At 43.6% G+C, this 13,509-nt stretch carries 8 protein-coding genes; all 8 read right to left on the bottom strand.

The window, feature by feature from the left end; all coding sequences use genetic code 11:
• Positions 1-26: 26 nt before the first annotated feature.
• Positions 27-1,913 carry a family 20 glycosylhydrolase gene (locus K6Y31_RS11505; protein ID WP_233052920.1) on the bottom strand — a complete coding sequence of 629 codons (1,887 nt, stop codon included), beginning with the start codon at positions 1,911-1,913 and terminating at the stop codon, positions 27-29.
• A gap of 101 nt (positions 1,914-2,014) precedes the next feature.
• Positions 2,015-3,724, bottom strand: coding sequence for a glycoside hydrolase family 9 protein (locus K6Y31_RS11500; RefSeq protein ID WP_233052919.1), 1,710 nt, complete (start codon positions 3,722-3,724; stop codon positions 2,015-2,017).
• A 33-nt stretch (positions 3,725-3,757) separates the two neighbouring features.
• A complete protein-coding gene (locus tag K6Y31_RS11495) occupies positions 3,758-4,738 on the bottom strand; it encodes an ABC transporter ATP-binding protein (RefSeq protein ID WP_233052918.1) in 981 nt (326 codons plus the stop codon).
• Positions 4,739-4,757: 19 nt separating this feature from the next.
• Positions 4,758-5,801 carry an ABC transporter ATP-binding protein gene (locus tag K6Y31_RS11490; RefSeq protein WP_233052917.1) on the bottom strand — a complete coding sequence of 348 codons (1,044 nt, stop codon included), beginning with the start codon at positions 5,799-5,801 and terminating at the stop codon, positions 4,758-4,760.
• Entirely contained in the window at positions 5,798-6,721 is a 924-nt protein-coding gene (locus tag K6Y31_RS11485; RefSeq protein WP_233052916.1) for an ABC transporter permease, read from the bottom strand. The genes K6Y31_RS11490 and K6Y31_RS11485 overlap by 4 nt, the downstream gene beginning before the upstream one ends.
• A gap of 2 nt (positions 6,722-6,723) precedes the next feature.
• Positions 6,724-7,704 carry an ABC transporter permease gene (locus K6Y31_RS11480; RefSeq protein WP_233052915.1) on the bottom strand — a complete coding sequence of 327 codons (981 nt, stop codon included), beginning with the start codon at positions 7,702-7,704 and terminating at the stop codon, positions 6,724-6,726.
• A 159-nt stretch (positions 7,705-7,863) separates the two neighbouring features.
• Positions 7,864-9,540, bottom strand: a complete 1,677-nt coding sequence (locus K6Y31_RS11475; protein WP_233052914.1) for an ABC transporter substrate-binding protein — start codon at positions 9,538-9,540, stop codon at positions 7,864-7,866.
• Between the two features lie 441 nt (positions 9,541-9,981).
• The gene (locus K6Y31_RS11470; protein ID WP_233052913.1) at positions 9,982-13,482 is read right to left on the bottom strand and encodes a hybrid sensor histidine kinase/response regulator; all 3,501 of its coding nucleotides are present in this window, start codon (positions 13,480-13,482) and stop codon (positions 9,982-9,984) included.
• Positions 13,483-13,509 lie beyond the last annotated feature (27 nt).

The raw sequence follows: 13,509 nt of genomic DNA, 5'->3' as shown, positions 1-13,509 counted from the left end.
ACTGGGTAAACGTGGCTTTTTTTAGTCTATTTATAATGGCGGTATTTAATTCCTAGATGATCGAGGTAATCAAAATGGAAATTAAGACGCGCTTGGAAGTCGTGCCAATCTTTACGCTTTGGTTGACTCCAGGCTATTTCAGCGCCGGCTAATAAACGTGGGAACACCATGTAATCAAATTGACTGTCGGTGCGCACAAATTCACTCCAAAGAGCATATTGCACCCCCATAATATTTTCTTTACCTGCTTCACTTAAGTGCTCATTTAACGGCTCATAGCCATAAGCTACTTCAAGCTCTAAGTCGGTTGCCCAAGTTGTCCCGGGCTCTGCTTCAGAGCGGTTGTAAGCCATGTCGAGGTAAGTAAGCTGTGCTGGGGTTGCAATCACCTTGTAACCGTCATTGGCCGCCGTAATGCCGCTTTGTACGCTGCGCCAAGCGTAAATGCCAGCGTCTTTTTCCAGTTTGTCACCGTGAATGGCTTCTTCCCAACCCAGTAAGGTTTTACCTTTTTGTCGTAACCTATCTTGTGCATAACGCAGTAAGTGACCTTGTAGCTCGCGCAAATCTTGGTAGTTATTATCTGCCAACATTTTTTTACACGCAGCAGAGTGTTCCCAAACGCCTTCTGGTACTTCATCTGCGCCAACGTGTAGGTAAGGGGCTGGGAAAATGTCACACAATTCATCAATCACTTGATCGATAAAGTGATATGTACCTTCGAGGGCAGGGTTGAGTACGTTATCTGTATAAAATTGCACCGAGCAATATTGTGAGCGATCATCAGGATCCACTAACAATTCAGGTAAGGCTTTAATGGCGGCTCGTGAATGGCCCGGAATATCGATTTCTGGGATCACCTGGATGTGCCGCTTAGCCGCATAGGCAACGATTTCTTTGGCCTGCTCTTGACTGTAAAAACCGCCATAAGGCTCTGAGCCACTGCCAAATTGAGATTCAATGGCTAAGCCGTGGCCGCGATAAGCTGTTTTGTCGGTTAGTTGTGGAAATGCTTTTATTTCAATGCGCCAAGCTTCATCATCAGTAAAGTGCCAATGCAGGGTATTGAACTTGTAGTAAGCCAATAAATCGATGACTTGCTTGATTTTATCCACACTGCGAAAGTGTCGTACGCAATCGAGCATAAAGCCACGGTAACCAAAGCGAGGTTGATCTTTGACGGTGCCTTGCGCCAATGGAATATTGGCGTTCAAACTCTGAGCCAAGCTTGTTAGGGCGTGGCTAAAGCCAACTTTATCACTTGCCGAAATGATAATTTCATTGTCTATCACCATCTCGTAGGCTTCATGCGCTAAGCCTTCAACCCATTGGCAGTCTATTGTGATGCTATTTTCTTCGCCTAAGCTGTGCTGACTTAGCTGAGAGAGGAAAACTTGTGTTTCATTGTCAAGATCGCGCTGGTTGATGAACCAAACATGAGGCTGTTTTTCAATTATACCGCCAGTCAATTCTACTTGCTCAGGTTGCGGTATAATTGATAGCCCTTTTGGCTCACCCTTATGTAATTCAGGACGCGCAGCCACTTCAACGTGGGGCAGAATAAATGGAGCAAACTCAACTTGTAATACTTGCTGGCTATCAGCTTGCGAAATATAGATCCCAGAAGGTAGATCGGTCATTTTATTTAACGCAAGCTTGTCTGCTTGAATCGTAAAATTAAACACTTCTCCCGGGTCTAGGGTAGTCATTGGGCTTGGCTTAAATGCCATAAAACTACCATCTTGTCGCACTAGTTCGACGTTTTTTAATTGTGTTGCATCTATTAACCCTACTAGGAATAGGTTTAGGGTCCAATCCTTTAAGCTGGTTTGGCTTAGGTTGGTTAAAGTGAAGTCAGCATTATAATTATGGTGACCATTACGTAATTCATTGATTTCAAGTACGATAGCCAAAAGAAAGCCTCAAGATTAAATTATAAAGGGTATCGTTTACGTCGGTTCAGATACCGATATAAAGTCAACCGTCCTCCGTAGAGGACGATGGAAATAATGGTTTATAAAAGGGTTATTGCTAACATATACCAAGCTGCATGAGGGATCCATTGTTCACCCCAACGCCAGTTTTGAAAGAAATCATCTTTTTGCGCTTCAGGCACCAGTGCAATGTCTTTCTCATTATCAAAACCTGAGGTAATGCCATTACAGATGCCACCTGGTGCACTGGGGTAACCCGCTACATACTCAGGATTATTATGGCCATGGCCATAAAGCATACAAGCATCAAATGGATTTAAACCAAGTACCCAGTTTAATTGTTGTTGAGCATAAGCTTGCACATTTTCTGCTAGCTTAGGGTCGCTATCTTTAAACAATTTGGCACTCATTTTTGCCGCGGCAGCCAGCGAGCTTAAACGGGCATTTTCACCTTGCCACCAATAGCCGGATTCATTTTGTTGCGCAACAAAAAATGACGTACGTCTACTGGCTTCATCTACCGCTTTAACGTATTGGCGGCCATAACCAAACGGATTAATGACTTCAGCCGTGATATCAAGTTCAAACTGCACTGCTTTTTTGACAGTTGCAATAACACTTGCAAGTAAGTCGGCATCAGTCTCAATGTTGCTATATTCAATCAGGCTGATCACCGGCAAGCCAGCTTCTGCGGCATGAAAATAGGGGCGTTCGCTGTTTTCTTCTACGGCCCACCAATTAGAAACTAGCTCGTCGCTTATTTGCCGGGCTTGTAAACGCTTGGCCCAACGGCGAGATTCAGTTAAGTAGGCTTCATTATCAGTTGCTTTGAATAATTCAACCGCTGCGAGTAGGGCACAGTATTCATCGATGATGTTTTCTTTGCCGTTATCACAATATGCTCGGTTATTCTCGCATAGGTGGGCATAAGCTTGCTCTGCCCCTGCTAGGTATTGCGCGGGGGTGAACTCACCCTCTGGCGCTAACTGCGAAGCCGCCGCTAGTGCTGCGATACTTATTCCACCACCTTGACGAAATGCAGCTTGCCACTTATCCGTTTTAATGCCTTGTTGGGTTTCATAGGCGCAGATATGGCGGTTATTAACGTTTTTGCTCCACTGATCAAAAATCGTCAGGTAAAAGTAGCCGTCTTGATCCAGTACGCGCATCAAGAAGTCGGCGCCGAACAAGGCTTCATCAAGAATGCGTTTATTAAGGTTTACCTTGATAATATTATCTGATGCGCTCAACTCTCGATGGCAGCGGATCAAGTTCCAAGCCACCATAGGAATTTGCTGTGGATTGAGGTAATTCGCGTAGGATAAATGGCTTAAGTATTTACTCATGTCGCCACTTGCATCAAACCAGCCGCCGCGAACATCGGCCGTTTTTTGCTCATCTCCCCAAAAGGGTAAGCTTTGGTCTGCTTTATCAAAGTGTCCAGAGCTGCGCTGGCCTTTGAAATAAAACAAATTATCAGACAAAGTGCGATTCAGCAGTAGTTCTTCAGCAATGCTAAAGGAGTGTGAGGTGAACGTTTGTCCGTCACTTTCGACGACAATTTCAAATTCCCCTTGCTGATCAAATTCAGAAAAATCAATTTGGTAGAAGTACCAGTCACTCCACTGGTCAACGCATCCGTGCGGTACTATTTCAGTTGTAAAACATACGCTTTTATCCTGGCATGAAATCAAAGAAGCCGGGCTCATAACAAGTCCGGCTTTTGCTTTGATAACTGCCACTTTATTTGCGCCAACTTGATAACCGATATGGTTAGTCAGTAGCTGCATGGCAGGATCCTTTATAATCTTATAACTTGCTTATTACTCGTGTAAGAAACAACGTACGAAATGGTTCGGCGCGATCTCTTTAGGCTCTGGTAATGCTTGGTTACATTTATCCATTACTTGTAGACAACGACCTGAGAATGGACAACCAACACTTTCTGGAGTCCATAGTGGAATTTCACCTTTACGACCACCTTCTAGGTTGTCATGGATACTCTTTTCAGGGTTTGGTACCGCAGACATCAATAGCTGAGTGTAAGGGTGCGCAGGCTTTTGCAGCACTTCGTCTACTTCACCCCATTCCACTAAGTGACCAACATACATTACACCAATATCTTCTGCTAGGTAACGTGCAGTAGCAATATCGTGAGTGATGTACATCATTGAGATGCCATCATTTTTCATGTCTTCCATTAGGTTTAAAACACCTAGACGGATTGACACGTCAAGCATTGATGTTGGCTCATCAGCTAGGATTATTTCAGCTTCAACTGCTAAGTTACGTGCAATGTTCACACGTTGGCGTTGACCGCCTGAAAGCTGATGCGGAAACTTTTCAGCCGTTTCTTTAGCAGGTGTTAAACCCACACGCTCAAGTAGTTCATAAATTCGACCAGGTAGGTCCGCTTTGTTAGTCACTTTTTTATGTAACAACAATGGGCGTGCTAAATGATGGAAAATAGTGTGCGTTGGGTTCAAAGAGCCAAATGGGTCTTGGAAAATCATTTGCACGCTTTCACGGTATTCCATCAACGATTGCTTGTGATTGAATTCATCAATGTCACGGCCGTGATACTTCACCATACCTGCAGTGCGGCTGTACATTTTCGCAATGATTTTAGCGCTGGTTGACTTACCTGAGCCAGATTCACCTACGATGGCTAATGCGCGACCTTTATAAAGGTTGAACGAAACATCGTTCAGTGCGCGCATGTGATTTTTCTTCAATGCATTAGCATTGATAGGAAAGTCTTTAACCAGATTTTTAACTTCAATTATTGGATTATTATTGCTCATAATGCTTCTCTCAATCCTACTAGCCCTGAACCGGTTGCTTTTCTAACGCGATGATATCAACGATGCCATCTTTATGTAGATGACAAGCTGAGAACTCACCCGGGGCAACTTCAGTTAACGTACAGTACTCTTTACGGCAGATGTCTTTAACGTACGGACAACGCGCTTGGAAACGACAGCCTACTGGCACTTCAAACAGGTTCAATGGTGTACCTGGAATACCAACAAGGCGTTTTTTCTCACCGTGTAGAGGAGGGAACGCATTACCTAAACCTTCAGTGTAAGGATGGTTAGGTTTAGTTAAAATGTTTTTCGCGGGTGCCACTTCTGCAAGCTCACCAGCGTACATGATACCAATGCGGTCACAGAACTCGACCATCAAGCTGATATCGTGCGTAATGAAGAGGATAGAGAAGCCAAACTCTTCTTTTAACTGATAGATTTTCTGTAAAATTTCACGCTGAACCACCACATCAAGTGCTGTTGTTGGTTCATCCATGATGATCAGTTTTGCGTTAAGTGCTAATGCAATCGCAATAACAAGACGTTGACGCATACCACCAGAGAACTGGTGTGGGTAGTCTGATAAACGGCTAGGATGAATGTCAACCACTTCAAGTAGCTGGCCTGCACGTTTAATACACTCTTGGCGCGTCATGTTAGTGTGAGCTAATAGCACATCACAGAACTGCTCTTCCAGTGTTAGAACAGGGTTTAAGCTATTCATTGCACTTTGGAATACCATGGCTGATTCTTTCCAGCGGTATTGACGAAGCTGTTCATCATCAAACTTAAGGATATCTTTGCCGTTAAAGATGATTTCACCAGCTGAAATAAACGCTGGTGGCTTATGTAAACGACATACCGAGAAGGCAACCGTCGATTTACCACAACCTGACTCACCCGCTAGGCCAAAAACTTCACCGCGACCGATATCAAATGAAACGTTACTTACTGCACGTACATCGCCATTACTGGTAATGTAATCAACACAAAGGTTACGGACAGAAAGTTGAATATCTGTTTTATCATGAACAGATGCGTTAGCTTGGTTTACGCTCATGATGCTGCTCCTTGTTGTGCTGTTGCTTCTTGTGCTGCTTCTGCTTCTTTTTGTGCTGTGATTTGCTTCCAACGTTTAAGACCAACGTGCGAACGTAGTTGTGGGTTAGCAATTTCATCAACCGCGAAGTTTAATAGGGCAAGACCAGCACCTACACAAGCGATTACAACAATTGGAGAAAACACTTCCCAGTATGCACCGATGTGAATAGCTGAGGTTTTTTGCATGTTAAATAACTGCGTACCCCAAGTCACAGACGTTGGGTCACCTAGGCCTAGGAACTCAAGTGTAGCTTGGGTCATGATGGCGTAGATTACCGAGCCAATGAAACTTGCACCGATGATTGAAACTAAGTTAGGTAGAATTTCAATCAAGATGATGCGCCATGAAGGCTCACCCAGTACTTGAGCGGCTACTACAAACTCTTTTTCACGTACCGCTAAGGTTTGAGAGCGAACAACGCGTGCCCCCCACGCCCAGGACGTGAGACCGATTATCATCGCGATAACCATCGGACTAACCTCCCCAATAAAGGCGGCCAGTACCATCAATAGCGGTAGCTGCGGGATAACCAGCATGATGTTCATTAGCGAGCTTAATACTTCGTCAATAATACCACCGAAATAACCCGCTGTAATACCAATGGCAACGGCCATTGCTACTACGATGATACCTGCGCCAAAACCAACAGCCAGTGACACGCGACCGCCGTATAAGGTTTGCGCAAATACGTCACGACCCATACGAGTAGAGCCTAAAACGTGTTCTTGGCTTGGGGCTACGTGTGAGCCTGTTACGCGTTTAGCCGCATTATATTCGGTAATGAACGGCGCAAAAATCGAAGTTAGAATAAAGAACCCGACAATACAAAGGCCAAACAGTGCCTTTTTGTTACGAGTTAAAAGATTGATAAAACCCATAATTATTTACCACCTTTACGAAGACGAGGATCTAAGAATACATACAACACATCGGCTAAGAAGTTAAACGCTAGCATGAACACTGTCATGATAAGTAACTGACCTTGGATGAGTTGATAGTCACGGTTGATAATGGCGTTGTAAAGCACCGAACCTAAACCTTGGTAGTTGAAGATAACCTCAACAACCAGTGCGCCACCGACAACAAAGCCTAATGCCATAGATAGGGCGGTTACACTTGGTAAGATAGCGTTACGTGCACCGTAGTTTAACATCACGCGGATATTTGATAGGCCTTTCGCCTTACCCATGGTGATGTAGTCTTCGTTAAGTAAGTTGATCATGTTATTACGCATAGGCACTAAGAAGCCACCTAGCTGTACAATGAAGATACAGAAGATAGGGCCTACCGCATGGTGAAGTACGTTCTTGATGAATTCCCATGAAGTGTAGTCAGGCGTTAGCTCTGGATCGTAAGCATAACTGATAGGAATTAAGTCCCAAGTTACACCTAAAGAAAATAATACTACGATACCAAAAACCAGCTGTGGGGTTGCTTGTAGTACTAAAGACAGCGGTGAAGCTAAGCTGTCAAATTTACCACCACGATACCATGCAGCAAGAATACCTAAGGTTGCACCGAACATAAACGCTAAAATAGTCGCTGTACCTGTTAAAAATAAGGTCCAACCAAACGCGTTAGCCAGTACTTCTGATACAGGCATGTTACTGAAGAACGTTGAGTTACCTAGCTGAAGGGTAAATACATCACCTAAGTAAGTAAAGAATTGTTCATAAAGGGGTTGGTCGACACCAAAAGTTAATCGCAAGTTTGCGATTTGCTCTGCTGTAAATCTTGCACCTTGTGCAAGCATCGCATCGACTGGATCACCGGGCATCATGCGCGGTAAGAAAAAGTTAATTACAACGGCTACCAAAAAGGCACCAAAGTAAAAGACGAGACGTCTTAATATAAATCCCATATCTCTACACCTATTTATTTGCTTCCATTCGGGCCACTCTAGCTGTTACCAGGTATGTATCCAAAAGGGGATACGCGAGTGTAAAAAAGGTCGAATTAGAAGGTTTACGTTAAAGTAAAGCCCCTCCCGGGGGAGAGGCTTGATGTCTTAGTCAGTTAATTATTTAACTGGCTTAAGATTTAGTACGTGAAGTAGACGCTCTGGCGTATCAGGCCATACTACTGGACGTGCTTGCGGGTTGCTTTCGTTGAACCAACCAGTGAAACGCTTAGTGTTGTACTGGTAATTGTAGTTCGTGCTCATAGCAGCCATAGTTGTTTGGTTAGACCCAATTTTCTCTTGGATTTGGTAAACAATTTTTAGCTTCTCATCTTGGTCGCCTGTTTTGTTGAAGCCATCGATAAGTTTATCTAGCTCTTTATCAACATTGTGGTGGCCACCGAAACGTGCTTTGTCCATTTGCTCTGAATGGAAAGCAGTGTTGTAGTACATGTATGGATCTGGACCTGCGAAGTAGTTAGAGAACTGAGCATCGAAGTCAGCAGCCATAACTTTTTCGTTTAGGATAGAGAACTCAGGAGTAGAAACACTTGCGTTGATACCTACTTCTTGTAGACCTTCAACACCGATTTGTACTGTGTTTACGAAGTCAGACCAGCCATTTGGTACTAGGATTTTAAATTCAATCTTAGAACCGTCTTTGTTTTCTACGAAACCGTCGCCATCAACATCTTTGTAGCCAGCTTCTTTAAGCAGTGCTTTAGCGCCTTCGATGTTGAACTTGCTGTACTTACCGTACTTAGCAGAAACATCTGGGTTAGCCCAAGCTTTGAATTGGTCACCTAGTGCATCTGGGTATTCGTTTACTGACCAGTAACCGTAACCAGCGATGTCTACGATAGCTTGACGGTCAAGAGCCATAGAGAATGCACGACGGAAGTTTACGTCGTTGAATGCTTTAGCATTGTCTTTGTTAGGCGTTTTGAAGTTAAGCATGAAAGATGCTGAACCCGCTGCTGGGAACCAGTAGTGGTAATGTTTGTTTTGGCTAACAAGTACACGGTCGATATCTGGAATGAACGCTGAAGTCCAATCTAGGTCGCCTTTGATTGCAGCTGCAAGTAGCTGATCGTTGTTAGCAAGCTGTGGCATTTTGATACAGTCAACAGCTAGTTTATCGTTCTCGTAGTAGTTAGGGTTACGACATTGAACGTAAAGCTGTGGAGTAAAAGTATCAACTTCAGTGAAAGGACCAGTACCTACTGGGTTTTCGTTAGCAAACGTAGCTAGGTCAGCTTGCTTAGAGAAGATGTGCTCAGCAACGATTGGTGCGCGAACGATTTCAGAAACAACACCTGTGTTTACTTCAGAAAGCTCAACAGCAACTTTAAAGTCGTCAACTTTTTTAACACCAGCGATTTTAGAACCGATACCTGCAACGTCAAATGCGCCGCCAGCTGCTGCTAGACCTAGAGAGTAAACTACGTCGTCTGCGTTGAATGCTTGACCGTCAGACCATTTAACGTCTTTTTTCAGTTCAAAGAAAACAGTTTTTAGGTCGTCAGAGAAGTAGTGTTTGTTTGCTAGACGGTACTCAACAGCACCACCTTTGATTTCGTTTACGATAAGTAGTGGCTCGTAAATGAACTGGTTAGTTGTAGCAAGACGTGAAGTTACAGTAAGTGGGTTGAAGTTACGAACCCAAGCAGGCTTCAATTCAGAAACTAGTGTTAGGGTTGCTTTATCAGCAGCCATTGCTGGAGCAGAGATAGCTCCTGCGATCATAGTAGCACCCATTGCTACTGCGGTAGAAATCTTAGTTAACTTAGCAAGCATAACAATTCCTTTTCCATTCCTTGTATATGAGAAGCGAACAAATTTTAGTCCTTTTGGACTTCCACTTGTCCAACCGCTGGTTTTTTGAGTTCCATTGTCTTATCAACAAATGACTCGATTAATGTTTGTCACCAACGAGCTATATAACACCAATTTCGGCGGCAACACGCAAATGTTTTCGTCGTCGATTTCGTTAAGCGTGAAGCAACTCACGTTAATCCCGTACTTTTTATAGGTAAATTCATAAAAAACAACTAGATAGGTTTTTTCTTGCTGCAAATAAAGAATTCTTTTTTGTTGGTTTTTTGCACGATAGTGAAACGTTTGTGAGAGTGATCACATAGAAATGTCGAATCGATGAAGACGCAGCGATATTGATAGGTAACAAAGTTGTGATCCTGATCTCACCTAGCTTGCGATGAGATCAGGAGCGAGGGGGTTTTAGCTTTCCGATTTATTGACTTGAGTGCGTAGCGCCACTTTAGCTTGCTCAAGTTTTTCGCGATCTGGGTCACTTAATTTACAGTGTGATAGTACATACTCCGCGGTGCTCAATACAGTACGCCAGCGCGGTGATTTGGGCAGAGTATCAATTTGTAAGTACTTATCTAGGGTGCGAGTTTGTAGTGAGCTGCGGTCTAAATAAACACGCCATAGCTTACTTTTTTCGGCCAGTTCTATTTTCCCTTCGCCAGTCGAGTCTTGCCATAGCTCAAGAGCGGTTTTCATGGTTTCAACTATTTGGTTACGGAGTCTATCGCCATCATTATCAACACTGAGCTTATCGGCTAATAAAGAAAAATCCGGCCCTAACGCACGCAGCTCGTTAATCAATTGCTGATCGGTCGTTAAAACATACTTAGATAAAGAAGTGATCGCACTGGTTAATGCTTGCACTTTTTCATTACTATGCCGCCCGGTTAAGCTTTGGCTGTTTTCTGGCATGCAATGAAAAATAAGGCTCCAACCGCGTTTTTGACCAAAGGTTGCCGGCGAAATAGTCACTTTTTCAGCAAATGGCCCATTAGCATTTTTACATGCCAATTCAAATTCTTGGGTTTCACTTTCAGGATCATGATTGGCTTCAAGTTGTGCCTTAAAGGGCGTCATCAACAGCCTGTCGATATGGGTATTGATTAACAGTTCTCGTTCTAGCTCAAACAAGCTTTCGGCCCCGGTACTGACAAAATCAATTATCCCCTCACTGGTAATACCGAGTAGGGCTTCGTCTGCCTGCTCCAGCATCGTTAATAGTTTGGTTTGGGTGTTTTGTAACCCTTGTTGCGTATCGATGTGTTGCGAAATTTCCTGCTTCAGCAGCGTGTTTTCAATGCGATGATCGTTAGCTAATTTTGCTTGAATGTGCGCATTAATACGCGCATATAGTTCATCTTTACAAAATGGTTTTACTAAATAATCGTTGGCACCTGCTTCAAAGCCCTCTAATAAGTCTTTAGGTTGATTCAGAGCGGTTAAAAAGATCACTGGTAGGGTTAAGCGGTCGTATTTTTCTCGCACCTTATGGCAAAGTTCAAATCCCGTCATGGTTGGCATCATCACGTCAACCAACAATAAATCAGGCTGTTCAACGTCGAGCACCGCGAGGGCTTCTTGGCCATCTTGGCAGCAATACACCTGATAACCCTGCAAGCTCAACAGATTTTGCATGATCTGTAAGTTAATCACTTCATCATCGACCACTAAAATAGTGTTCGCTTGATCAGATACTTCCAATGGTTTGACTGTTTTTTCAACAAAGTTATTTATTTTTAGATCAACAGGCTCGTCTAACAATAAATGATGCTGTGGGTTTTCAGACACCACTAAAGGTGAAATATCTTGGTTTTCGTGTATCGGCAGCGTAAAACTGAACACCGAACCTAAATCAGGTTTACTGGTGACGGTTAGCTCGCCTTGCATCAAGCTCACTAATTGTTTACTGACCGATAAACCTAAACCATAGCCTGCTTTAGCATGATTACGGCTGTTACGAATTTGTACCAGAGGCTCAAAAATATGCTTTAACTGAGCTTCATTCATGCCAATGCCGGTATCGGTGATAGTAATGCGTAGCTCGTGTTCATAGGCTTCGACACCGAGTACCACCTTGCCTTCAGGGGTGTACTTAATTGCGTTACCAATCAAATTATAGAGCACTTGCTCAAGACGTAGCTCATCCGCATACACTACCGGAAGATCATCTGGACATTGGTTGATCAAGCGCAGCGGTTTATTACCCGTTAAATGGTGACATAATTCAAATACCAGATTTATAACGGATTTCAAATCAATCGCTTGCATTTTTATCGGCAGTTGGCCGTAACGCATTTTATGGTAATCAAGTAAGTCATTAACTAAGCGCGCTAAGCCTTCACTGCTGCGAATAATTAATGATAACTGCTGCCTTTGTGACTCGCTGAGTTCACCTGCGCTACCAGCAATCATGGACTCTGCCATGCCGACGATACCGTGGATCGGCGTTCTCAGCTCATGAGAGGTGTTGGCGAGAAACTCATCTTTTAGTTTATCGGCCTGTTGCAACTCTTCGTTTTGTTTTTGGATCAATTCAACTTGGCTTTCTAACTCTTGTTTTTGCTGGTTAATCAGTTGCAGTTTTTCCCGCACTGAATATTGCATGTGGGCAAAGCTATGGGCTAATCGGCAAATTTCATCGCCTTCTGGGTTAGCTCCTCGGATCGGTTTTTCTAAGTCTCCGGCCGCCACCAGCTCTGCTGACCAAGTTAGGTTTAACAAGGGCGCGGTAATGGTGTTAGATAGCCAACGTGAAAACATCACAAATAGTAATACGGAGAAAAACGCAAATGACAGTACCAGTTTCTCTAGTTGACGAGTGAGGGCAAAGGCTTCATCGACGGATATTTCGGAGATCAGCGCCCATGACTGGCCGAAAATATTTATTTTTGTGTAGGCCGCTAGTACTTCTTCCTGGCGGTAACTGCCAAATCGACCGGCACCGCTTTTACCATTAAGTGCATCAGAGACAGGTGAAGAAGACAGTTGATATTGGCTGTTGGTAAAACTATTGAGCACCGAATATTCAGGTGTTAAAGACAGGTCAGATCGGAGTTTGTTATCGGACCCAACAATAAAGGTTTCACCTGTTTTACCTAACCCTTCGCGATCGCTCATCAAGGCATTTAGGCCTTTGTTGGATATCTCAAAAATAATCACGCCGCGGACATAAGAGTGCTGCATGATTGGCAAGCTGAGGTAAGCAACAACCTCATTAGTCAGGGGATTGAGGGAAAAATCAGAGAAGTGATACAGCTCGGAAGGGTTTTTCACCTGATCCATTTGTACTTTTAGCTTTTGAAAGGTGTCAGCTAGGGCGGTGGTTTTATACTGACCACTGATTAAATTGGTTCCCCAGTTGGCTTGCTTGGTAACGGAATAAACCACGTTACCTGTTTCATCGACGAGTAGAATATCCGAAAAGTCAGACTCTCGAACTAATTTGGCATATTCTTTGTGGTAGCGAAGGTGCACTCTTTTGTATAAGCCATCGCCTTGTTCAATGGATTTAAATTTTCTTTGTTCCTCGCTAGCTTGCTCAGGCACTTTATATTTGTCCCAACCACCCGGTTCGTATAACTGTTGCGCTGTCACCCGAGAGCTTTCTATGGTTGGGCCTAAGCGTTCAAAAGCGGCACTAAAGCCATAAAACCGGCCGATAGAGGCTTTGGCAAAGTCGGATTGGGAAAAAAGGCTCGCTTGCTGTTTTAGCTCCCTAAAATAGTCCCTGACTTGGCTTTTTTTGATTTCTCGAACTGACACTAAATGACTGGTGGTTTGTAAGGTGAGGTCTTTTGAGTAGGAATATAAGAACAATATTGAGATTGTCGAAAACGGCACAATACTTAGCATTAAAAATGCCAACATTAGCTTAGAGCGTAATCCAGTTAACTTTCTTTTTTCAACCATGAGGTGTTTATATTCTCCGAGGTGCCG

The organism is Motilimonas cestriensis (genome assembly GCF_021295315.1).
Lineage (GTDB): Bacteria > Pseudomonadota > Gammaproteobacteria > Enterobacterales > CBDFNC01 > Motilimonas > Motilimonas cestriensis.
The sequence above is the reverse complement of the archived record's forward strand: the minus strand, read 5'-3'. Positions and strand labels throughout refer to the sequence as shown.